The following is a 21,460-nucleotide window of genomic DNA, read 5'->3' as shown; positions in this document are numbered from 1 at the left end:
CAATAATAAGTCGAATATTCTGAAAAGAAAACATATTTCGTGGGTATTTTTGTAACTTTTTTACTAATTTTCTATTTGTATACAGCTGGAAGACCAAGAAGACAAGGTTATTAAATCTAAAAGTATCTTTTTGATATTGTAATATAGGCTACTTTTCTATTGAAACAGCATCAATTTTGATCTCAGGTTTAATCGCTTGCTGGAGACTTTTTGCTGCATTAATAAGACATAAAACAATGGCTATTTGGACTATATAGACTATAACTAATAAAACTATAACAACTTTGGAGGAATAAATAATGAAAACAGCAGTATTAAAAGTAGAAAAAGATCTATTTGTAGGGGTAGAACCACATCGCCATCAAGCTAAGAAAAGCAAATACCCAAAACGAGAAAATTGATATCTCCTGGTGAAAATGTACATTTTTTTGTTTTAGAGGGGTTCTTAAGTTGATGAATGTGGAGTCTCGCCGCATAATAAAAAGGCAGAAACATTTTGTACATATCAAATATGTTCCTACCTTTGATTTTATTGAGTTTAACATCTATGACCTAAATATAAACATATGGTTACCTGTTTTTTTTATGCATAATTGCATATGTGTTATTGTTATATAAAATGTAAAATTTATATGTAATGATACAAGGGGGAATCAGCGTGTACTGGATGTCATGTATTATGTTTGTTTTTACATTATGTATTTTGTTTTTTATTCTATGGAAGATATATAAAATAAATGAAATGAAAAAAGGCGCAGGAAAACTCATTGCAATGTATCCTCGGGTGAAAAGACGTTGGATTGCATTACTTGGACCAGCATATTTCATTGGACAATGTATGTATATATATGCTCAGTACGTAAGTGGCGATATGGATACAGTTGAACAGTTTCTCATTCAGCTAGGTATTCATGCTGTAGCAAGTTGTTTTATGACTTTAATAGCTATCCATCTTATTAAAAGTGTACAAATATATGAAAAAGGCGTAGTAGACGGATTGAACTTTTATTCATACGAAGAATTAAAAGGCTATAAAACATCAACATGGGAAAATCCAAAAGAAAATATATTTTTATATCGCGGGCGAGAAAAAATGAATGATAATGTGAATTTACTTATTAGACAGGAAGATATGAATGAATTAGAAAGCATTCTTCAAAGATATATTCCGAAATTGATGATGAAATAAAAACTCCGGTTGTTATAACCGGAGTTTTTTTATTAAAACGCACGATTCACTACGTCTTTAACTTCTTCAAGATATTGTTTACGCACACTGTCATCCACAGAAGGAACACTTGTGTAGAATGTATGTTCCGGTGTTTCAATGCCTGTAAATTCAAAAATACCAGCATCAGTTGTTTTTTTCATTGCATCAAACATACCGCCTGCTGTGTATACTTCTTTCGAATTTCCCATCGTAGATAATAACAATCCTTTTTTACTGCTTAATAACTTTTCAATACCATTCTCACCGTAAGCATAAGCGAAGCCGTGGCTAAATACACGGTCAACGTATCCTTTTAAAATAGCAGGAAGACCCGCCCACCAAACTGGGTAAATGAATGTAATACTATCAGCCCAAGAGATATGCTTTTGTTCTTCTTTAATATCTTCTGGTGTGTTTCCTTGGGAAAATGAGATGAAATCGGAAGCACCTAATACTGGATTGAAGTTTAATTCGTATAAATCACGAACGCGTACTTCATGACCTTTTCCTTCTAATTCACTTTTTACAGTTTCTAAAATTGCATGGTTGAAGCTTTCTGTATTCGGGTGTGCATAAACGATCACATGTTTCATTGTTCTTCCTCCTAATTGTGGATATGTGAATAGTTTTTATATATTCGTGTAATTATTATGGTTACTTCCGTTGCGAGAGTCAACTTTTCTGACGTGAGAAATAAAGTGAAATTTTAATAGGTGGGGGGTTTCCATCCCGCACTGATTATTTGCTCACACTAATCGGGCACTTACTGCCGGTTAATATAAATGTTAGTATGTGACAAAAAAATACAAAATAGTAGGTATTTTGCATTTTCGAATAGAATATATAGATTGGTAAATAGAGAGAAAAGGGGATATCGGGATGAATATTATTGAAATTGAAGGGTTAGAAAAATCGTTTGATATTGGGGATAGTACAGTAAAGATCTTAAAAGATATTAATGTTCAAATTCAAAAAGGTGACTTTGTTTGTATTATGGGGGCAAGTGGATCGGGTAAAACGACTTTACTTCAGCTGTTAGGTGGATTAGATATTCCATCGGTAGGTAGTATTCGAGTTGATGGTACGGAGATTTCAACATTAAAAGAAAAAGAGCTCGCTTTATTTAGAAGGCATAAAATCGGTTTTATTTTTCAGCAGTTTAATTTAATTCCAGTGTTTAATGCGGAGGAAAATGTAGGGTTGCCTTTACTATTAGATAATGTTTCGCAAAAGAAGGCAACTGTGACAGCAAATCGTTTATTAGAGCTCGTTGGATTGAAAGGAAAAGAAAAGCATTTACCAGCACAGTTATCAGGTGGGCAACAGCAAAGGGTTGCGATAGCAAGAGCTTTTGCAAATGAGCCGGCTATTATATTAGCAGATGAGCCAACAGGGGCGTTAGATTCAGAAAACAGCAAAAATATTATCGCGGCACTTCGCAATGCATGTGATGAATTAGGGCAAACAGCTGTCATTGTAACGCACGATCCGTTCGTAGCGGCCCATGCTGATAAAGTCGTTTTCTTATTAGATGGTGAGGTGATTCATGAGCATACTGAAAGTAAAGGGTGGAAATTTCGAAATATCCCGCAACAAGTTACTCACATTCAAGAGATTATGAATCGTCACTTTAAAGTAGGAGGTAAAGGTGATGCGATGGGTAATTAAGTATGCGGTAAAATCGATGAAACAAAATTGGTTGCGAAATATGTTGATTGCCCTCGGTGCAGCTTTAGGTGTTATGTTAGCGACGATGTTATTACTAGGTAATCAATCAGTAGAGCAAAGTGTGAAGGAACAAGTAGTAAGTCGGTATGGAGATTATAATTTACAATTTGGCTATATAAAAAATGACATGTATTTAAATAATGAAAGTTTAAAAGGAATAGATGGCTTAGAAAATGCTGAAAAAATATCAAAAGCACTTATACCGTATCCTTTTCCACATTATAAAGAACTATCGGGAAAGCCATCTTATTGGGGTGTTGAGCAAGATTCTCCAGAAATGCATTCTTATAAAATATTAGAAGGACGATATCCGAAAGAAGGTGCTGAAGTAGCACTGACAAAAGGGTATACAGATCGTGAAAATATACGGGTAGGAGATACGATTAAACTGCCATTCCCGCAGCATGGTGAAAAGGCTGTGAAAGTTGTCGGTATTTTAAATCCACCGTTAATGGCGTCAATGGGGCATAGTGCTTATTTTCCAATCCATTGGCTTCAAAAAGAATTAAATTTACCAAATCAATTCAATCTTGTTCAAGTGAAAGTACAAGATGTAAATGTGAAAAAAGCAATTGCTTTTGATGTACATAAAAAGATTGAAAATATAAAAGTGGACCAACGTACTTATGTAGATAAGGCATTTGAACGCCTAAATGTAATGAAGCCATTAATTTTTAGTTTAGGTGGTATTGCCTTATTTGTTGTAGCCCTTTTAATAATGGGAAGTTTCTTCTTATCTGTCAGAAGTCGATTTAAGCAATGGGCATTATTACGTGCACTTGGTAGTAATCCAAATCAAATTATATTAGTCGTTTTATTAGAGGCTTTATGTATTGGGGCAATCGGATCACTAGCAGGAGTTATTCTTGGAGCAGGTACGCAAACAATCGCCGCATCATCTATTAATAAATGGGTGAATATTGAGGGGGCAGTGAAAGAATCATTCTCGATTTCAGGCGAGATTTTACTCATTACGTTTTTACTAGGGATTGTTATGTCTATCATAGGGGCTATTATACCAGCCTTTATGGTTAGAAAGATTCCACCAGTTCAAGCGCTTAGGCCAGGTCTTCCTAGTAATGAGAAAAAAGAAAAAAGGTGGAGTGCTTTTAGTGGTAGCATTTTAATCATTGGTACTGTTATTGGACTAGCGGGTAACGTATTAGAGCGATATATCGGTTTTAATCCAAGTGCGATAGGTGCGCTGTTATTTGCGGTCGGTTTGTTATTTGCGATTCCGTTATTTATTCGGATGATAGCACCAGTGATTGCAAAACCACTTCAAATGATATTACGAATTGAAACGACGATTAGTAGCCGAAATGTAATTCGTTATCGAAATAAGGCAGCTGTATCGGTTGCTATACTAGCATTTGGTTTTATGTTAGCACTTGTTGGAACGATGTATATAAACTCTATTTATGAAGGCATGAAAGATGGGTTACAAAAACATTTACCAGCTGATTTAGTAATAAGAATTCCAATAGAGTCGCAAAGTACTGAAGTATTACCATTTAGTTGGATGGAGAAGGTTAAAAAAATTGATGGTGTAGAAGAGAGCGTAGCAAATGTTACTGACTTTACAGCGAAGCTTATAAATTATGATTTTAAAAAAGCGGATCAAGAGTGGTATGAAAATGTGAGGAAAGATGATTTTGAATATGATGTGATAGAAGTTGTGGGGAATGATATTGTTGCTTATCAAAAAGTAACAAAAGCGAAAGTGATTACAGGACAAGATTTAAATAAGCCATTACAAGATGGTGAGGGAGTCGTTACGAAGAGAACTGCTAAAACATTAGGGATTCAGTTGCATGATACGATTGAAGTACAAGGAAAAGGGAAAGAAAAACAAACGATTAAAGTCGTTTCGATTATTGAGCAAGGATTAAGGGGAAGAGGATTAGACATTTTCGTAAATGAACAATGGGTTCGTGATAAGTTTCACGTGCAAGGATATGAAGCAATTCAAGTTATGACAAATTCTAATCAATCATTTGAAGAGATTAAGAAGCAAGTAAAACAAATTACAAATAATAAAGAGAACGTAGAAGTTATTAATAGCCATGATTTATTAAAAGAACAGAAGCAGTTATTATCGCAAATGATGATGTTAATTCGCTTGTTAGTTGTAATTGTTTTCATTATTTCTGGTATAGGTTTAATGAATGCGATTGTCTCAAGTTTACATGAAAGACGTGCTGAAATTAGTATGATTCGTGCGGTAGGAGCTATTCCGAAGCAAATGAGACGGATTGTTTTATTAGAGGGCACTTTACTTGGAGCGATAGCTGGTTGTATTGGGGTTTTAGGTGGAATTGTATTTAGTTATATTGTGTTATCAAGCTTAGAGTTAACGGTTATTATCATTCCGTATAATCAAGTTTTAATATTGGCACTAGCTAGCATTATACTCGGAGCAGGAGCAGCAATGATTGCTTCATTACAATTAAGAAAGTTTAAATTGAGTGATACTTTAAAGGAGTTATCAGCATAAAAGATTACTATATCCCGCTCATACAAAGTACAAAGAAGACGAATAAAATGATAACAATACCAATGCCAAAGTTAAATACAAGAGTACTATCCATATATGTAACCTCCTTGTTTGAAAGTAAAAAGCACTCTGGCTGGAGTGCTTTTTATTATCCGAATCTGTCGCAACGAACGCTGCAACGTATAGAAAGGTAATAATGGGTTTAAGAGTTATATTAATTTATGCATTAATTTTGTAAATGAGCAGGTCCTGCTCAGGTATAGAAAAAAAGACACTCTTTCGAGTGTCTTTCATGATGACAAAACGTGCCAATTGCTTGAGTTTGATAAGACGTTAATTTTCCGGTTAACAGTCTTTCTTAATCAAGAAGTGTAACAACAGCGATTCAAATAAATTTTAGCATTTTTTAAAGGGGTGTGCGTATGTAACTATGCATATTACGATTAGAGGAGAATCAAGTTTGGAAAATGAATGAGTAAATACATATAGATTAGTAGAGTATTTGATAAGGAGCGAGATGAATGGATATACATAAGTTAACAGAAGAAGAAGCGAAAGAAATAAATACGTGGAAGTATGAAAATCCCTATACGTTATATAGCTTTTCGGGAGATGCTGAAGTAATAGAAGAGTTGCTAGATGGAACGTATTACGGTTGTTGCGGAGAGAATGGAGAATTCATCGGCTATTTTTGTTTTGGAGAAAATGCACAAGTGCCAGGGGGAAGAGATGCTAATTTATATAGGGGAGAAGATGTAGTAGATATTGGGCTTGGAATGAAGCCGGAGTTAACAGGGAAAGGGATGGGGGAAATATTTTTTCAAGCGGGAATAGCATTTGCTACTGAGGAATTGAATTCGAAAATGTTTCGACTGAGTGTAGCGACATTCAATAAGAGAGCGATTAGGCTGTATAAAAACATTGGATTTCAAGTAGGACCTCTTTTTTTGAGCCGTGGAAGAGAGTTCATGCTTATGGAATATGAAAGGCCGTCAGTATGAAACTGACGGCCTAGACCCCTTATTCCGAATGCTCAGCACGGTGCGCTAAACGACTTGAAGCAGCGGCAGCGATTCCGCCAACGATATCATCAAGGAATGTATGCACCTTTCCAGTTGATTTATCATTTAAGTATTCTAAAATACCTGGTTTTAATTTATCGATATATCCAAAGTTCGTGAAGCCAATTGACCCGTACACGTTAACGATTGAAAGTGCGATGACTTCATCAATTCCATATAGTCCTTCATCGCGTTTTACGATATCTTGTAACGGCTGACTTAACATTCCTTTTTCAGCAAGGACATCAAGTTCAATGCCTGTAATAAGAGCGTTTTGTACTTCTCGTTTTGATAGTACACGCTCAACGTTATAGCGACATTCTGACATCTCTAAATTTGCATGGTATTTCTTTTGAAGAAAATGAACAAGTTCAGCAATATCGTCAATTGTTACACCGCGTTCTTGTAATAGTTGTAATGCTCTTTCTTGTAGTTGATTTGAGTCTTTCATGTTTATCACCTTTTTTTCTTTTTAGTATTTGTATACGTTTCGTTGCTTTATCATGTGCATAGGAATGAAAGGCGAGCACAAGCTCATATATATAAAGAAAAACCATAGGTGGCGACTGCGATGATTCAGCATATTTATGAGCATTATCACATGCATGTTAAAGAATTAATCCCCCTTGGCCCCTATAAAAGCTTTTGGATTCGCAACAAAATTTATGTACTTGTTCCGATTGGAGAAATGGAGGAAGAAGTACTTGTAGAGATGAAAAAGCTCAGTGATTATATGAACCAGCAAGGGGATATAACTGTTTCGACTTTCGTTCCGACTATACACGGCTACTATGTAAGTGAGATAGAAGAAAAAAATTACTGCTTATTAAAAGGTATGCGTATGTTAGAGCGACATGCTACATCATTAGGAAGTGAGCTTTCTATATTCCATAAACGTGGCGCATTCTTTCCAGAAGAAGTTGAGCAATTAAGCCGCATTGGTGAATGGAAAGCATTATGGGAAAAAAGGCTCGACCAATTAGAAAGGTTTTGGCAATCGCAAGTGATGAACCATCCTTCAGACGTATTCGATCAATTGTTTATTGAATCCTTCCCGTATTACTTAGGAGTTGCAGAAAATGCAATTCAATATGTTGTCGATACAGAAATGGACGATACACCACAAATAACTGACGCAGCAACAATTTGCCAAGAACGATTTACACCTTTATTATGGCAGCAAACGAAGCGTTTAAAACTTCCTTTTGATTGGGTATATGATCACCCAAGTAGAGATATAGCAGAATGTATTCGCTATATGATGATAGAAAAAAAGAAAGATTGGGAGCAAACGGTAGTTCAATTCATTACAGATTATGAACGTAATTATTCGCTCTCTTCATTTGGTTGGCGCTTATTATTCGCAAGGCTTCTGTTCCCGCTTCACTACTTTGAAACAATTGAACGATATTATCAAACAGGAAACGAAGAACAAAAAGGCATATATAGAGCCCGTTTAGAAATCATTTTACACGATGTGAAGCGCACTGAGCAATTTATGAATCATTTTTACGAGTCATTTCGTTTACCTGTTGATAAGTTAGGCATTAGGAAATTAGATTGGCTGTCTTAAAATGAAAAAAGAGACCGGGTGAGGTCTCTTTTTTATATATCACAATTGTATGTAATACATTATGCCCCTACCTGTTGATCTGCACATATATTTAAAATGAATTGATGTCTTTCGATTTTTTCATTTACTTTACTCAATAATTCTTGCTGGATTTCTTTAAATAAAAATTGATAACTTGCATTCCATGTTGGTATAACGGATGAAAGGTCTAATAAATACTCTTTTTTCTTTTCTAGTTCTTGAATTGTTAAGAAAGTGTTCCCCATTCTTGGCATGTGTCGTCCCCCTATGTTTTTTTCTGTATATGTGTGAACGATTCTATAGTATTAATTATCGCACTTTTTGAGAAGGATTTCCAATTTTGTTTTATGATGTTAAAGGGGAAGTGTTATTTGAATAAAAAAAGAGACCCATTTGGGTCTCTTTCTAGGAAGCGATTCTGAACGAGCCGCTTCTGCTTTTAGATAATGTCTAGCTCCAGCGGCTAGAACAGTCGGCCATTTCGCGCCTTCCTGTGAGGCAAAAAGCGCCTCTTCGTCAGGAGCTCCAATGACCTTCTGTTCTGAACGAGCCGCTTCCGCTTTTAAATATTATCTAGCTCCAGCGGCTAAAATGTTCGGTGGCTTCGCTTCTTCCGCCGAGGCAAAAAGCGCCTCTATGTCAGAAGCTCCATCCTCCTCACATTTTGAACGAGCCGCTTCCGCTTTTAGATTAAAATACTTGTTCTACTTCAATAACGCCTGGTACTTCTTCAAGTAGTGCGCGTTCGATACCAGCTTTTAGTGTGATTGTAGAACTTGGGCAGCTTCCGCATGCACCCATAAGGCGTAATTTTACGATACCTTCTTCAATGTCTACTAATTCAACGTCTCCGCCATCGCGAAGTAAGAATGGACGTAATTTATCTAATACCTCTAGTACCTGTTCTTGCATATGTGGGTTTTCCATTTTTATCGACTCCTTTCATCAGTTTTATTATAATCAAGATAGAGGGGAAAATCTATTTTTTCTCTTCTTGTTTTATTGTCAAAATATTATATCGTGTGTACAACGTGTTTTTTCAGTATAGGGGTATGGAATAAGTTTGTAAAATGATGTGCTTATGAAATAAGACATCTGAATATACTGTTAGAACGAGAAGTGGGGGAGAAGAAATGGTTAATGTGCAAGTGTATGGGACGAAAGTAATTTGTGCGAGCTGCGTTGGAATGCCATCTTCAACAGAAACGTTTGAGTGGTTACAAGCGGCGATTGGTCGTAAATATGAAGGACAAGAAAATAAATTTAATTTCGAGTATATTGATTTTCAAGAAGAACAAGAAGATGAAGATAAAAAAGCATTCGCAGAGCGAGTAGTGGAGGAAGATCTATTTTATCCGGTCGTTCTTGTAAATGGAGAAATTGTTGGAGAAGGAAATCCTCGTTTGAAGGATGTTTACGAAGAAATCGAGAAATATTTATAAAGCAGGAAGCCTTTGCGAATTCGCAAAGGCTTTTTTTATGGAGGGATAGATGTGGAGAATGGAATAAAACATGCTTTACCAGAAGAAGTAAAGCAATTAATGGAGCAGTACATAGTAGAATTAAAAGAAATTTTTTCGGATGAAAAAATAGTCGGGGTATATATTTACGGATCAATCGCGCTAGGAGCATTTCATATAGAAACGAGCGATGTTGATTTTGTTACGGTAATAAGTGATTCCGTGAATAGAGCTGAAAAACAACAAATTATAGAACTGCATAAAAAAATTAGTAAAAGTACGTTAGGTAAAAGAATGGATGGTATGTATATCCCGCTTGCTGACTTAGGGAAATACAATCATGAAATGAATGAGTACGTGTATTGTGCAGATGGTAAGGCTGATATTGGTCATTGGGATATTAACGCGGTCACATGGTGGACATTGAAAAATCAAGGTATTACAGTTAGCGGGAAAGAAGTAGAAGACCTTTCCTTTCAAATAAAGTGGGACGATGTAGTAAATACAATGAAATACAACGTAGAACATTACTGGCTTGAAAAAGCGAAGCGTCCTTATTTATTTTTCATAGAAGAATGGGTAGAATCAGTTGTCGTTACGATGGGACGTATTTTATATACGTTAGATCATAAAACAATTGTTTCAAAAGATAGAGGATTACAATACATGTTGGAACTTTACTCTCATAAGTGGGAACCTTTATTAAGAGAAGTAGAGCGAATGAGGCAGAATCCAGAAGGAAAGCGAAAGCTCTCTAGGTGGAGACGGGCTGATATGACGAAGCGGTATTTGCTGTATGTAATTGAAGAGTGTAGGGGGAAGTGGTAGGTGAATAGTAAAAGCATCCTTCATATAAAGGATGCTTTTACTATTTTTATATAATGAAAAAGTACTTTGCAAGGAATGAGAAGTCGAAAGATAATCTAAAATATGGATAGTTTCATGTGAAACATTATGCAATAGACTGTTCTTTTTGATGTTTATCCCGCATTAACGGGCAGTAAGACTCTCACTTCAAAATTCGGCTGGAGCAAAGAAGTTAGATGGGAGATCAACTGCCCGTAAAAGCCCGATTGGTGAAGGCTAATAATCAGTGGGGGATGAACAAAACCCCCACTGATTAAAGTTTCACTTTATAATGAAATCTTGCACTATTGCGCACTCCTTTAGAGATAGGTTTACTCTTCATCTTCATCATAATTGTATGTAGTTAAGTTTTGTAAGAAGCTTTCAAAATTAGGTGCTAATTCAATAATTTCCTCAAACTCATTATCGATAAATATAACTGGAGGATTTTCAGCTACGTTTCGATAGTCTAGTGCAATCCACGTATGTCCGTCACCAGATAAAAGCACGATATTCTCAGGCATGTCCCATTCCTGAATTAAATAATGGCTCTCTAAAATACTAGACTCATTTTCATCAAAAGAAATGCCATATAATCCAGAAACATTAACGTGATCGTCTGCCCAAGAATTTGGCTCTGAAGTAGGGTGAGCATCTAATCGAAGAGTTCCTCCGTTTTGTTCTTTTAGAAGATTTATGTACGATTCTGGGAGCTTTACGTTTAGTACTTCTTCTGCTTTTTTTATTAGTTCGTCGTTAATAGGTGCTAATTTTAAATAGTCATCTTCTGCCCAAAGTGTAGTCTTCATATTTGGTCACCTCAAATAATAGTTTTATAAACTTTATTTTGTATATTATAGTTAATTAAAAAATTGCGCAATAGAGGGAGAAAATCTTATGATTAACCACAATAAAATTAAACAACTTTTAGCACATGTAGATCGCGCTGAGGATAATGAAATTGAGTTAGAGTGTGAATTTGAACCAATGACAATAGAATTATTTAATAGTGAAGAAATAGAAGAAGGGCAACTTGGTTATAGCTTTGATGATGAAGGGCAAAGCTTAATCGGGAATGAAGACGGAGAGTGGAAAGACGGTTGGATTGTAATTGGGATAGATTCCTATCTCGGAGACCCGATCTTTGTAGATAGTAATGATGAGAATTGTCCGGTTTATACAGCTATGCATGGTGAGGGAGATTGGGAGCCAGAATGTATAGCTAAGCGTATAGAAGATGTTATTGAGAAAGTGAAGGGTAATGTGGGATAGTTGTGTAAGTGGAAATATGTTTGAAATAGTAGAGAGCTAATTTGTGAAGTCTCTTAAGTCGAGATTTTAGGCTAGGTCATATTACAATAGTAGTTTAATAGGAGAAGGGTGTGTCAAAATGATTTTGATACATCCTTTTTTGCGAATATACAAGATGTTTAACATAGTGTATTAAATGTCTTATATATGAGTATTCTAATATATTTAATAGCAAAATGGAATATAGAATGGATAATTGTCGGAATGTATTCGATTTTTGTTCATTTTTATGAAATATAACTATTTTTTGTTAGATTCCTTCTTTTTATAGATATACAATAAAGTTATATAGAAATAAGAGAAGGATGATGTACGTGAAGGACACTGTTTTACAGGAAGCGATAGCTCCTAAAGAGTTACATAAAGTTGTGAGAAATAATACTGCATATTACGACTTTAAGTGGGGGAAAGCAAAAGATCCCGAGAAGGGAAATAGTTGGAACTGGATAGCCTTTTTCTTCCCATTATTGTGGTTAGCTTATCGCAAGATGTATAAATTATTTATTATTATTGCATTAGTAGGAGTTCCTACTTTAATTACCTCTGTTTTTATAGATATCCCGATGTGGATCGATTTTATTGTTTATTTCGGAACTATGCTATTTACTGGATGGCAAGGGAATCGTTTATATTACAAGCATACAGTTCGCGTTTTACATAAGGCACAAGAGTTATCTGATGCACAACACAATTATTACTTCCAAACAAAGGGTGGCACTCATGTTGGGATTATGCTTGGATTAAATGCGTTATTATTTGTAGTATTTGGTGCAGCTGGTTATGGGTTATCGTATTTACCGACGGAACCGAATATAAAAGATGTAGTTCGTTTAAGTGATGAAGGGATTACATTGGAAGTTTTTACTGATGATCCAAAATGGACGTATGTAAAAAAAGAAGGACGTTTTGATATAGTAGAATTTACTGGTTATGATTATGAGGAAAAAAAGGATGTAAAGGTTAAGTTCGCTGTGTATTTAGATAAACAGAGATTTGAATGGAAAGAAATTTATTTAAACGATAAAAAGTTAAATGAAGAAGAAGCAGAAGAGTATCAATTTTATATTGAAGAAAATGCCTGGTATTAATATAAATAGATAATGGTGTATCGCAAAAAGAAGAGTCTAATGAAGATTCTTCTTTTTATTTATGAGAAAGGATATGTAACAAGAAGAGAAAAACATTAGTAAACAAACGCCATACTAATTGAAATTTTGTAAAATACAATAAAAAATGAGAATTTGAGGTAGGCTTGTCAATAACGTGAGACTATGGCAGTATAAAGAAATGCTATACAAATTTTATTTATCCCGCATTAACGGGCAGTAAGACTTTCATCTCAGAATAGGGCGCCAGCAAATATGTAGGTGGGATGTCAACTGCCCGTAAATGCCCGATTGGTTCAACTAATAATAAGTGGGGGATTCCATCCTCCACTTATTAAAGTTTCACTTTATCGACATGTAAAAATTCGATTTGATTTTTACGTATAAATAATGAACGGAGGAAATGAATTTATGGCTACTTTACCAAATTGTCCAAAATGTAATTCAGAATATACGTATGAGGATGGCGCTCTTTTCGTATGTCCAGAATGTGCCCATGAGTGGGGTCAAGAAGCGGAAGCTGAAAGTAATGATGGTGCAAAAGTTGTAAAAGATGCGAACGGAAACGTTCTTCAAGATGGCGATGCTGTTACTGTAATTAAAGATTTAAAAGTAAAAGGAACTTCTTCAGTTGTAAAGATTGGTACGAAAGTAAAGAGTATCCGTCTAGTTGAGGGAGATCACGATATTGATTGTAAAATCGACGGTTTCGGAGCTATGAAGTTAAAATCACAGTTTGTTAAGAAGGCGTAAGGTTAGTAAAGGAAAAAGACGCCCTGCAAGTTACTTGCAGGGCGTCTTTTTTATGATTGTACTTCAACTTCTTTCAACTGACATCTTTTATTAAAAAACGTTTTATACCCAAGCTGTAAGAAGATAATAACAGAGAAAGCTGTACTTCCAGAAATGCCAAGTATAATCACAATTTGATATTGGATAGCTGTAAAGGGTGATACACCGGATAAAATTTGTCCTGTCATCATGCCTGGAAGACTTATAATTCCCATTCCGATCATAGAATTAATTGTTGGTAAAATAGCAGAATCGAAAGCGTCCCGTATGAGTGGGGCAGTTGCTTGTTTCGGAGTTGCACCGAGCATAAGTGCACCTTCAATATGGTCTCTTTGTGATTTCATACTGTTTAAAAAGGTGTTTGCCCCGAGGCAAATACCTGTCATAGCGTTACCGATTAGCATGCCGGCAATAGGAACGATATATTGCGGAGCATACCAAGGATTGTGTCCGATAATGACAAAGATAAATAGTAGAAGAGGGCCAATTGATCCAGCGATCATGGAGAGGGCGGCTACTCGTTTTAATTCTTTTGACATAGGAAGGTTTATTCGTTTATAAATGTTGAAAATCGCAAATGTAGTAATAGAAGTAATGAGAGCTATTGTATAAAACGGATTACTATTTTCAAATATGTATGTAAGAACATATGCGACTAGTACGAGCTGAATTGTCATACGTAATGTAGCAATTGTAATTTGTTTCTCACGCGGTATTCCTTTTAATTTCACAAGCCCGATTAAAATAAGGATGAAAATATATGCAGCTGCAAGTTGCCAAATTTGTAGTTCAATAACGCCCTTCAATTGATAGCACTTCCTTTCTAGTTGCACCGTTTGTTTTACTAATTTCAATAATATCGTCTGCGATTTCTTCTGGAAGTTGTTGCGAGTGCGTGATGAAGATAACTGTTTTTTTCTTTTCTCTTGCCAGTAGAGTGAATTGTTTCATAACGCGGCGTTCTGTGTCACCATCTAGTGCCGAAGTTGGTTCATCTAATAAATAGACGGGCGGATCCATTAGTATAATACGAGCGAAAGCAAGTCTTTGTTTTTCGCCACCTGATAAAGAAGAGGCGTTATCTTCTAATTTTTTATCTAGGCTAACAGTCGTTAATGCGCCTTGCAGGGCATCGTCATTTGGAAATGGCTTTTCAGAAAATCGAAGTCCCATTAATAAATTATCTTTAATTGTTCCATCAAAAATAGGCGGAGTTTGTCCGAGCATGACAACTTCACGGCGTAATTGAATGGGAGGATAATCTAAAATAGATTTTCCGTTATATTCAATTGTGCCAGATGTTGGTGATTGTAAATCGTTTAACATGCGAAGTAATGTGCTTTTACCACTACCACTTTCACCGATAATACAAGTTGTTTTTTCTTTTTGAATCTGTAAATAAGGAATGTGTAGAATATCTTTATATATGATGTCTTTTAATATAAACATAAATTGCTCCTTTCTGATTCTAGTTATATCGTATCAAAAAGGGAGAAAAATAGAAAAATAAAGTCTATTCAGAGGGAACATCTTTTTTCTTTGTTTGTAGGATTAGATCGTTTTGAGACGGAAGTTAGCTTCGTTAATAAGTTTAGCAAGCGATCTAAGTCTTGACTGAGAGAAATGACTTTATCGTGAGAAAATCCATATTTTTCAACGAGGTGGATTAATTCTTTCTTTTTCACTTCTATTTGATTATTTAGTTTTGTTAAGTTCATAAGTGAAATGAAATGCCTCCTATTATGTGTAGTACTTATAGCATAAAAAATAAGACCGAACGTATTCGGTCCTAAAGAAAATAATAAAATGAAACAACTCTTACATATAGCATACACTTTTAATTGATAGTTTTTAATATTAAAATAGGGAAGTTTCGTGAATCTATATTGAGAAAGTTATTTTTTAAAAATGAATAGAAAAAGGCTGTCTACTATGTAGGCAGCCTTTAAAGTATTAACCGTTATGATATTTGTACATCCAAAGAAGACCGGATTTTAATAATCTCGGTACACGTCCCATTAATGGTTGGTTTGCTAGTAAACCAAATCCATGTTTTTTGCCGAGAGAACCGAGAACACCTTTTAATTTAATAACAGGTAGTTCATCAGGAAGGGGTTCATTATTCCAACGTTTTAATAATATTTGGACAATTTGTTCTCCTTGACCTTCAGCAAGTTGAGCAGATGGTGCGTGTGGAAGTGCTGCACAATCTCCTACGACATAAACGTGCTCGTTATTTGGAATATTGTGATATTTCGTTAAAACAACCCGTCCGCTACCATCTTGTTCTACTGGAAGGTTTCGAACAACTTCATTTGCTTGAATACCAGCTGTCCAGACGATTGCATCACATTCAAGTGGTTCATCATGGTTGTATACAATGTTTGGTTCCACTTTTGTAATGTTAGAGTTTCGTATAATGGTAACTTTATGTTTTACAAACCATTCTTCTACGTATCTACTTAATTTCTCTGGGAATGGGAATAAAATTCTATCTTTTCGATCAAATAAATAGATTTTTAAATCTGAACGGCTTTCGCGAAGTTCACTTGCCACTTCAACGCCGCTTAAACCAGCCCCAACGACAGCTACTGTTGCATTGGGTTCTAAGCTATTTAATTGTTCATATGTCTTACGTGTTTGTTCAATTGATTGTAGGCTATGTGTATATTCCTTTGCCCCAGGAACGTTATGATATTTATCTTCACAGCCAAGCCCGATAATTAAATCATCATATTGAATCGTTTCACCGCCATCGAGATGAACGGCTTTCGTTTCGAGGTCAATATTTGTTACTGTTCCGTATTGAATATTGAGACGTGGGTGCTCAGGAAACGGTATGCGAATATGCGTTTCTGAAATTGTACCCGCAACTAATGCATAATATTCAGTTTTAAAGCAATGATATGGTACTTTGTCGATTAATGTCACTTGTACATCATCTGGAAGTTGGTTGCTTGGAAGTAGCCGCTGCAGAATTCTCATTCCACCGTAGCCACCACCTAGTAGTACGAGGTGTTTCATGATGGATTACCCCTTTTCTGTTGAAATATCCCCTAATCATACAATTTTATATTAATAAAATATTTTGACTTTACACAATCAAATTATATCGAATTTGTGAACAAATAACAATGCATGAATGAATACTCTGTTGTACAATAAGAAGAAAAGTAAAGTAAATGGTTTTCATTTTCTAGTTACTATTTACTATTTCATTATGAGTAGTATGTTATATAAAGAAGACTATCTATTATGAAGTGAAATAGTGAAGTAACCAAATAGTTTAGAATATATAACGAAAACAACAAGAAACAGCTTAGTTTCCTTCTTATAAATAAAGTGGAATGGTAACAAGTAGAGAGGGTTACTTATCCGTTTCGCAAATTAGGTATGCACATACCATATAAAGTAAATGGTAATTTGTTTAGAGATACAGGGGGGAGAGAGTTTTGATTAAACCATTAATCGAATTTTGTGTAGGTAACCTTGCAAGCGGTTCGCAAGCAGCTTTAGAAAAATTAGAAAAAGATCCTAATTTAGACGTAATGGAATATGGTTGTTTAGGATATTGTGGCATCTGTTTTGAAGGTCCATTTGCACTTGTAAATGGTGAAGTGGTACAAGGTGCAACAGTAGAAGAACTTGTAAATAATGTATATGATTATATGGATGAAAATCCAATGTTTTAAAGCGTTGCAAACAGGCAACGTTTTTCTTTTTTCATTTATCCCGCTATTTGCGGGCAGTAAGACTCCCACCTCAAAATTCAGCTGAAGCAAAGAAGTTAGGTTGAAGCCCTGTTGCCCGTCCCCCACTGATTAAAGTTTCACTTTATTAGGAGTGTTTATTTCGAAAAAAAAAGCCCTTTTAGAAGGGCTTTTTTCTTACACGATTTGTGTAAGAACGGCTTATTGCCAAAACACTGTCAAATATGAGAAACGGGGGACATTCATATTGTGTTCTAAAAGCATGCATTTTATACTTGAAATAATAAATTATTTTTGGAGTGAATAAAAATGAGCCAATTTTCTTTTACAAAAATGCATGGTCTTGGAAATAGTTATATATATGTAAATATGTTTGAGGAACAAATTAGAGAAGAAGATTTAGCAATTGTAGCGGAAAAGGTTTCAAATATTAATACTGGTATTGGTGCAGATGGAATGATTTTAATTTGTCCTTCTGACGTGGCACCAGTAAAAATGCGCATGTTTAATAACGATGGCTCAGAAGGAAAGAGCTGTGGAAATGGTTTACGCTGCGTAGCGAAATATGCGTATGAGCATAAACTAGTAGAAGGTAAAGTTTTCACAATTGAAACGTTAGCTGGTATTGTTACGGCAGAAGTAACGGTAGAAGATGACAAAGTTACATTAGCGAAAATCGACATGGGAGCACCTCGTTTAACACGTGAAGAGATACCGATGCTTGGTGAAGGAGAAACACCATTTATTCGTGAAAACTTCTTATACAATAATCACCGTTATGCATTTACAGCTGTTTCAATGGGGAATCCACATGCGGTTATTTTTGTTGATGATGTAGAAAAAGCGCCTCTTACAACGTTAGGACCGGTTCTTGAGACGCATGAAATGTTCCCAGAGCGAGTGAATGTTGAATTCATCGAGATTTTGAATGATGAGGAGATGAATTTCCGCGTTTGGGAACGAGGATCTGGTGTAACACAAGCTTGCGGGACAGGAGCATGCGCAGCTGTCGTTGCGGCAATTTTAAATGGGAAAATGGAACACGGTAAAGAAATTACGGTTCACTTAGCTGGCGGTGACTTAATGATCGCATGGACAGAAGAAGGAAATGTATTAATGAAAGGACCTGCGGAAATAATTTGCCGCGGAGTGTATGAGTACAAGATAGAAGCGTAAAGATGTATAATAGAATGAGAACAGAAAGGATGGTGTATTTCATGATTGAAGTAACAGAACAAGCAGCTTTTCAAATTAAAGATATGTTAAAAGATGCTGAAGATGGAGAGAAGTACGTGCGCCTTGCTGTACATGGCGGCGGATGTAGTGGTCTTTCTTACGGCTTAGGATTTGAAGTAGAACCAAAAGAAGACGACACAGTTCTTGAGTTTTTCGGTGTTGAATTTGTTATCGATAAAGAAAGTGCTCCGATTGTAAAGGGAGTGAAAGTTGACTATAAGCAATCTATGCTTGGCGGCGGATTCACAATCGACAATCCAAACGCGATCGCATCATGTGGATGCGGATCATCTTTCCGTACAGCGTCGAATGCTGGTAAGCCAGAAGATTGCTAAGTTTTTTCATCCCTTTATTCTAAGTGGAAATTGAATGGGTAGGTTGCATATAAAGACCTTCTTAGCGATGAAACCAAATCGTTAGGAAGGTCTTTTCTTTTGCGCTAAAAAGAAAAAGAGCATGACAAAGATAACGAATATATGCAAGAAGAAGGCTAAAGAGGATGCATGAAGGTGCAGGCCATATCAAATTGTATAGAACTGACTCGTTCCATATTAATTAAAATACGCTGATTACTAGAAATTAAAAACTACCGGAGGAATTACAATGAAGTCATTTAAGAAAGTACTGGTATTAGGGATGACGTTGGTTACAGCATCAATATTTGGAGCTTGTTCTAACGATACCGACGTGTTAACAAAAGCGGGAGCAAAGCAACAGGTGAAATCGGAAGCGGAAGTACTAAAAGAACAGAAGGAAACCCCTATGACTACGAGCGAACGTGACAGCATTAAATATGAGGACGCTCCGTCATCACAGAAGCATTATATTTCTCGCGACGAAGCCGAAAAGATTGAGGAAGGCATGACATATACGGATATTCTTAATACGATTGACTACGGCGGTGAGAACATAAAAAATTATAATAACAAGGAAAAACGCGTGTTTTATACTGAAAAGGATACGGATGGTACATATGAAATTATGGTTGAATTAAATACATATGGTTACGTTGTTAATATTGAACGCACTGCTATAAAGGATGCGGATAAAGAGAGTCAGGTATCTACGAAAAGCAGTGAAGAGCCTGTAAAGGAATATGAAGAAAAAAACGACCGCGTACCGTGGTATAAAGATGTAAATAACGATTCGGCGGAAGTAGACTATAATCACTATTTGAAAATCAAAAAAGGTATGCCTGCGAATCAAGTAAAAGCTGCGATTGGACAGCCACGTATGATTGAGAAATATAAATCGTATTCAGTATACGGCTATACCGGTTATGGCGGCAAAGGAACATTACGTGTAATATTCGAACCGAATGGAACTGTTACGCAGGTAGTAGAAGATGGATTACCACGATAATAAATTAATTACGGGAACAATTGCAGTAAAGTTGTCGGTGGCTTTATAAAGTCTTGGAGAGAGAACCGTGAGTAATCGGAGAGGACAATGATGAACGAAGATAAGATAACGATAATTATGCTAGCAGTATTAACGATAGCGTTAGTATTTGTTGGGGTTTCATCCAAATTCAATAGCCTCATTGTGGACGCTATCGCCGTACTATTTTTGTTGATAGCTACTGCAGTAGGCGCCGCGGTTGTAACAGAACGTAGATTGCGCAAAAAGAATGGGAAGTGGCAGTTTTTTGTACGAGCGGGAGGGGACGCAAGATTGACGATATTTTTGAATTCGTAAGGAGATATGTGATTAAACCTATAATTAGATTCGTAAGTTACCTTGTAATTGATATCATAATAGAGTGCGTAATAGAAGGTGTAATAAGCGGTATAAGGAAATTACGTGATAAGATTCGTGACAAGTGGAAAAATTGGCGTGGAAGACGTTATTGGCGTTAATAGATTGTCATGACTAGGCTAGATGAGTGTCAATAACGTTTTCAATGAAAAAAAACTGATTAAAGTTTTAATTTACTATCTTACAAAAGTGTAATGTTCATGTCATGTTTTTGAATTTCTTCTTTAAGGCTTGGGCTGTAAGATAAGAATATAAGAAAAAACATATGAGGTGAAGGAAATGAAAAGATATATTGCACTTTTTAGTATTTTATTTGTATTTGCAAGTCTTTTAGTTGGCTGTGATATTAACCGTATGGGGAAAGATGAGTACTACGTTCAAATTACAACTGATGGAATCGAAAAAAATGAGAAATCTGATGACGGTAAGCCATTCAAATATTTTGAGTACAAGTTAACTGGATTTGATAAAGAAGGTAAAGAGAAAGAATTAGAATTTACTGCTCAAAAAAATCTTCGTAAAGAAGCATTCCTACGCGTATACCACTCAGATAAAAAAGGTGTATCAGCTTGGGAAGAAGTGAAAAAGGACGAGCTTCCTGCGAAAGTGAAAGAAAAATCAGGTGTGAAATAAGTAGTGAAAAAAAGGAATTGGCGATCATGGTCAATTCCTTTTTTCGTTCTCAAAAACCTCTTCTGAAATGACTTTAAATCCATGCCTTTTGAATAAAGCAGTTGTCACTCCGTAACCAGTTTGTTTATTGCCGTTAAATTCCCCTGTGTAAATAGTAGAACTACCACAAGATGGACTGCGTTCTTTTAAAATTATATATTCTGGGTTTAAATCTTTTATTTGTTCTAATGCTTTATAAGCACCACGCACGAAAGCCTCCGTGACATCTTGTCCTTCTTTCGTCATTACTTTTGCTTTTCCATCTAAAACATCATCGCCATTACCGCCGATAATTTCAGCAGAAGGGCGTGGTGTTGGTAAACCGCCTAATACTTCGGGACAAACGAGGATGGTATCTTCCCTCTGTAATAACTCTTCTATTTGTGAAACGAGATTATCGTTACCGTCATACCGACAAGCAATACCACCTAAACAAGCACTAATTACAATCATATTTTCATCTCCAATAAAGTGAAATT

Annotated in this window: 26 protein-coding genes and 1 pseudogene; 17 read left to right on the top strand and 10 right to left on the bottom strand. The window is 35.7% G+C overall.

What is annotated here, in order from left to right; translation table 11 throughout:
* Positions 1–658 precede the first annotated feature (658 nt).
* Complete coding sequence (locus tag MKY70_RS25765; protein WP_088033167.1) at positions 659–1,189, top strand: iron ABC transporter substrate-binding protein; 531 nt, start codon at positions 659–661, stop codon at positions 1,187–1,189.
* A 32-nt stretch (positions 1,190–1,221) separates the two neighbouring features.
* Here MKY70_RS25765 and MKY70_RS25760 read toward each other — a convergent pair whose 3' ends face one another.
* Positions 1,222–1,803 (bottom strand): NAD(P)H-dependent oxidoreductase, encoded by a 582-nt coding sequence (locus tag MKY70_RS25760; protein WP_078203754.1) that lies wholly within the window; start codon positions 1,801–1,803, stop codon positions 1,222–1,224.
* Between the two features lie 286 nt (positions 1,804–2,089).
* Between MKY70_RS25760 and MKY70_RS25755 the strand changes: the two genes are divergently transcribed.
* From MKY70_RS25755 to MKY70_RS25745, 3 genes are all read left to right on the top strand, one after another.
* A complete protein-coding gene (locus MKY70_RS25755) occupies positions 2,090–2,878 on the top strand; it encodes an ABC transporter ATP-binding protein (RefSeq protein WP_341026020.1) in 789 nt (262 codons plus the stop codon).
* Positions 2,862–5,435, top strand: coding sequence for an FtsX-like permease family protein (locus tag MKY70_RS25750; RefSeq protein ID WP_002191072.1), 2,574 nt, complete (start codon positions 2,862–2,864; stop codon positions 5,433–5,435). Before MKY70_RS25755 ends, MKY70_RS25750 begins: the two co-directional genes overlap by 17 nt.
* A gap of 521 nt (positions 5,436–5,956) precedes the next feature.
* Complete coding sequence (locus MKY70_RS25745) at positions 5,957–6,436, top strand: GNAT family N-acetyltransferase (RefSeq protein WP_002015903.1); 480 nt, start codon at positions 5,957–5,959, stop codon at positions 6,434–6,436.
* 19 nt (positions 6,437–6,455) lie between these two features.
* On the opposite strand, the gene MKY70_RS25740 is transcribed toward MKY70_RS25745, so the two are convergent.
* The gene (locus tag MKY70_RS25740; protein WP_061690088.1) at positions 6,456–6,947 is read right to left on the bottom strand and encodes a phosphatidylglycerophosphatase A family protein; all 492 of its coding nucleotides are present in this window, start codon (positions 6,945–6,947) and stop codon (positions 6,456–6,458) included.
* Positions 6,948–7,067: 120 nt separating this feature from the next.
* Between MKY70_RS25740 and yutH the strand changes: the two genes are divergently transcribed.
* On the top strand, positions 7,068–8,069 hold the full coding sequence (gene yutH / locus MKY70_RS25735; RefSeq protein ID WP_002089339.1) for a spore coat putative kinase YutH: 1,002 nt from the start codon (positions 7,068–7,070) through the stop codon (positions 8,067–8,069).
* A 59-nt stretch (positions 8,070–8,128) separates the two neighbouring features.
* Here the strand turns inward: yutH and MKY70_RS25730 are convergent, their stop codons facing one another.
* Together MKY70_RS25730 and MKY70_RS25725 are read right to left on the bottom strand one after the other, a co-directional pair.
* On the bottom strand, positions 8,129–8,344 hold the full coding sequence (locus tag MKY70_RS25730; RefSeq protein ID WP_001137788.1) for a hypothetical protein: 216 nt from the start codon (positions 8,342–8,344) through the stop codon (positions 8,129–8,131).
* A 436-nt stretch (positions 8,345–8,780) separates the two neighbouring features.
* Positions 8,781–9,017, bottom strand: a complete 237-nt coding sequence (locus tag MKY70_RS25725) for a NifU family protein (RefSeq protein ID WP_000431159.1) — start codon at positions 9,015–9,017, stop codon at positions 8,781–8,783.
* Positions 9,018–9,223: 206 nt separating this feature from the next.
* Here MKY70_RS25725 and MKY70_RS25720 point away from each other — a divergent pair, with 206 nt between their 5' ends.
* Together MKY70_RS25720 and MKY70_RS25715 are read left to right on the top strand one after the other, a co-directional pair.
* On the top strand, positions 9,224–9,532 hold the full coding sequence (locus MKY70_RS25720; RefSeq protein WP_000248590.1) for a YuzD family protein: 309 nt from the start codon (positions 9,224–9,226) through the stop codon (positions 9,530–9,532).
* A gap of 51 nt (positions 9,533–9,583) precedes the next feature.
* Entirely contained in the window at positions 9,584–10,378 is a 795-nt protein-coding gene (locus MKY70_RS25715) for a nucleotidyltransferase domain-containing protein (protein ID WP_341026019.1), read from the top strand.
* 350 nt (positions 10,379–10,728) lie between these two features.
* Here MKY70_RS25715 and MKY70_RS25710 read toward each other — a convergent pair whose 3' ends face one another.
* Positions 10,729–11,205, bottom strand: a complete 477-nt coding sequence (locus MKY70_RS25710) for an SMI1/KNR4 family protein (protein ID WP_002015882.1) — start codon at positions 11,203–11,205, stop codon at positions 10,729–10,731.
* A gap of 88 nt (positions 11,206–11,293) precedes the next feature.
* Between MKY70_RS25710 and MKY70_RS25705 the strand changes: the two genes are divergently transcribed.
* From MKY70_RS25705 to phnA, 3 genes are all read left to right on the top strand, one after another.
* Positions 11,294–11,668, top strand: a complete 375-nt coding sequence (locus MKY70_RS25705; protein WP_088033149.1) for a hypothetical protein — start codon at positions 11,294–11,296, stop codon at positions 11,666–11,668.
* A gap of 353 nt (positions 11,669–12,021) precedes the next feature.
* Positions 12,022–12,795, top strand: coding sequence for a DUF2628 domain-containing protein (locus tag MKY70_RS25700; RefSeq protein WP_088033440.1), 774 nt, complete (start codon positions 12,022–12,024; stop codon positions 12,793–12,795).
* Positions 12,796–13,224: 429 nt separating this feature from the next.
* Positions 13,225–13,566 (top strand): alkylphosphonate utilization operon protein PhnA, encoded by a 342-nt coding sequence (phnA, locus tag MKY70_RS25695; RefSeq protein ID WP_002089332.1) that lies wholly within the window; start codon positions 13,225–13,227, stop codon positions 13,564–13,566.
* Positions 13,567–13,616: 50 nt separating this feature from the next.
* Here phnA and MKY70_RS25690 read toward each other — a convergent pair whose 3' ends face one another.
* The 4 genes from MKY70_RS25690 to MKY70_RS25675 form a co-directional block, all read right to left on the bottom strand.
* Positions 13,617–14,411 carry an ABC transporter permease gene (locus MKY70_RS25690; protein ID WP_341026018.1) on the bottom strand — a complete coding sequence of 265 codons (795 nt, stop codon included), beginning with the start codon at positions 14,409–14,411 and terminating at the stop codon, positions 13,617–13,619.
* A complete protein-coding gene (locus MKY70_RS25685; protein ID WP_002191064.1) occupies positions 14,395–15,054 on the bottom strand; it encodes an ABC transporter ATP-binding protein in 660 nt (219 codons plus the stop codon). The genes MKY70_RS25690 and MKY70_RS25685 overlap by 17 nt, the downstream gene beginning before the upstream one ends.
* Positions 15,055–15,122: 68 nt before the next feature.
* On the bottom strand, positions 15,123–15,323 hold the full coding sequence (locus MKY70_RS25680) for an aspartyl-phosphate phosphatase Spo0E family protein (RefSeq protein ID WP_044439152.1): 201 nt from the start codon (positions 15,321–15,323) through the stop codon (positions 15,123–15,125).
* Between the two features lie 235 nt (positions 15,324–15,558).
* The gene (locus tag MKY70_RS25675; RefSeq protein WP_088033145.1) at positions 15,559–16,629 is read right to left on the bottom strand and encodes an NAD(P)/FAD-dependent oxidoreductase; all 1,071 of its coding nucleotides are present in this window, start codon (positions 16,627–16,629) and stop codon (positions 15,559–15,561) included.
* A 428-nt stretch (positions 16,630–17,057) separates the two neighbouring features.
* Between MKY70_RS25675 and MKY70_RS25670 the strand changes: the two genes are divergently transcribed.
* The 7 genes and pseudogenes from MKY70_RS25670 (at position 17,058) to MKY70_RS25640 (ending at position 20,942) form a co-directional block, all read left to right on the top strand.
* Complete coding sequence (locus tag MKY70_RS25670; RefSeq protein WP_002015892.1) at positions 17,058–17,297, top strand: YuzB family protein; 240 nt, start codon at positions 17,058–17,060, stop codon at positions 17,295–17,297.
* Positions 17,298–17,624: 327 nt separating this feature from the next.
* Positions 17,625–18,491, top strand: a complete 867-nt coding sequence (dapF, locus tag MKY70_RS25665; RefSeq protein ID WP_002015893.1) for a diaminopimelate epimerase — start codon at positions 17,625–17,627, stop codon at positions 18,489–18,491.
* A gap of 41 nt (positions 18,492–18,532) precedes the next feature.
* Positions 18,533–18,886, top strand: a complete 354-nt coding sequence (locus MKY70_RS25660; protein ID WP_002034566.1) for a HesB/IscA family protein — start codon at positions 18,533–18,535, stop codon at positions 18,884–18,886.
* 268 nt (positions 18,887–19,154) lie between these two features.
* Entirely contained in the window at positions 19,155–19,913 is a 759-nt protein-coding gene (locus MKY70_RS25655) for a hypothetical protein (RefSeq protein ID WP_341026016.1), read from the top strand.
* A gap of 87 nt (positions 19,914–20,000) precedes the next feature.
* Positions 20,001–20,189 (top strand): annotated as a pseudogene (locus tag MKY70_RS25650) (hypothetical protein); the annotation flags it as partial.
* A gap of 35 nt (positions 20,190–20,224) precedes the next feature.
* Positions 20,225–20,410 carry a hypothetical protein gene (locus tag MKY70_RS25645; RefSeq protein ID WP_080118317.1) on the top strand — a complete coding sequence of 62 codons (186 nt, stop codon included), beginning with the start codon at positions 20,225–20,227 and terminating at the stop codon, positions 20,408–20,410.
* A 169-nt stretch (positions 20,411–20,579) separates the two neighbouring features.
* Complete coding sequence (locus MKY70_RS25640) at positions 20,580–20,942, top strand: YxeA family protein (protein WP_341026015.1); 363 nt, start codon at positions 20,580–20,582, stop codon at positions 20,940–20,942.
* 30 nt (positions 20,943–20,972) lie between these two features.
* Here MKY70_RS25640 and MKY70_RS25635 read toward each other — a convergent pair whose 3' ends face one another.
* Entirely contained in the window at positions 20,973–21,434 is a 462-nt protein-coding gene (locus tag MKY70_RS25635) for a DUF523 domain-containing protein (RefSeq protein WP_341026013.1), read from the bottom strand.
* Between the last annotated feature and the right edge of the window lie 26 nt (positions 21,435–21,460).

It is taken from the genome of Bacillus sp. FSL R9-9492, assembly GCF_038007365.1.
In the GTDB taxonomy this organism is placed as follows: Bacteria; Bacillota; Bacilli; order Bacillales; family Bacillaceae_G; genus Bacillus_A; species Bacillus_A mycoides.
The sequence above is the reverse complement of the archived record's forward strand: the minus strand, read 5'-3'. Positions and strand labels throughout refer to the sequence as shown.

Coding starts and splice junctions, on each gene's coding strand:
- MKY70_RS25760 (WP_078203754.1), bottom strand. CDS start 1,803: ATGAAACATGTGATCGTTTATGCACACCCGAATACAGAAAGCTTCAAC.
- MKY70_RS25755 (WP_341026020.1), top strand. CDS start 2,090: ATGAATATTATTGAAATTGAAGGGTTAGAAAAATCGTTTGATATTGGG.
- MKY70_RS25750 (WP_002191072.1), top strand. CDS start 2,862: ATGCGATGGGTAATTAAGTATGCGGTAAAATCGATGAAACAAAATTGG.
- MKY70_RS25745 (WP_002015903.1), top strand. CDS start 5,957: ATGGATATACATAAGTTAACAGAAGAAGAAGCGAAAGAAATAAATACG.
- MKY70_RS25740 (WP_061690088.1), bottom strand. CDS start 6,947: ATGAAAGACTCAAATCAACTACAAGAAAGAGCATTACAACTATTACAA.
- yutH (WP_002089339.1), top strand. CDS start 7,068: ATGATTCAGCATATTTATGAGCATTATCACATGCATGTTAAAGAATTA.
- MKY70_RS25730 (WP_001137788.1), bottom strand. CDS start 8,344: ATGCCAAGAATGGGGAACACTTTCTTAACAATTCAAGAACTAGAAAAG.
- MKY70_RS25725 (WP_000431159.1), bottom strand. CDS start 9,017: ATGGAAAACCCACATATGCAAGAACAGGTACTAGAGGTATTAGATAAA.
- MKY70_RS25720 (WP_000248590.1), top strand. CDS start 9,224: ATGGTTAATGTGCAAGTGTATGGGACGAAAGTAATTTGTGCGAGCTGC.
- MKY70_RS25710 (WP_002015882.1), bottom strand. CDS start 11,205: ATGAAGACTACACTTTGGGCAGAAGATGACTATTTAAAATTAGCACCT.
- MKY70_RS25705 (WP_088033149.1), top strand. CDS start 11,294: ATGATTAACCACAATAAAATTAAACAACTTTTAGCACATGTAGATCGC.
- phnA (WP_002089332.1), top strand. CDS start 13,225: ATGGCTACTTTACCAAATTGTCCAAAATGTAATTCAGAATATACGTAT.
- MKY70_RS25685 (WP_002191064.1), bottom strand. CDS start 15,054: ATGTTTATATTAAAAGACATCATATATAAAGATATTCTACACATTCCT.
- MKY70_RS25680 (WP_044439152.1), bottom strand. CDS start 15,323: ATGAACTTAACAAAACTAAATAATCAAATAGAAGTGAAAAAGAAAGAA.
- MKY70_RS25675 (WP_088033145.1), bottom strand. CDS start 16,629: ATGAAACACCTCGTACTACTAGGTGGTGGCTACGGTGGAATGAGAATT.
- dapF (WP_002015893.1), top strand. CDS start 17,625: ATGAGCCAATTTTCTTTTACAAAAATGCATGGTCTTGGAAATAGTTAT.
- MKY70_RS25660 (WP_002034566.1), top strand. CDS start 18,533: ATGATTGAAGTAACAGAACAAGCAGCTTTTCAAATTAAAGATATGTTA.
- MKY70_RS25655 (WP_341026016.1), top strand. CDS start 19,155: ATGAAGTCATTTAAGAAAGTACTGGTATTAGGGATGACGTTGGTTACA.
- MKY70_RS25635 (WP_341026013.1), bottom strand. CDS start 21,434: ATGATTGTAATTAGTGCTTGTTTAGGTGGTATTGCTTGTCGGTATGAC.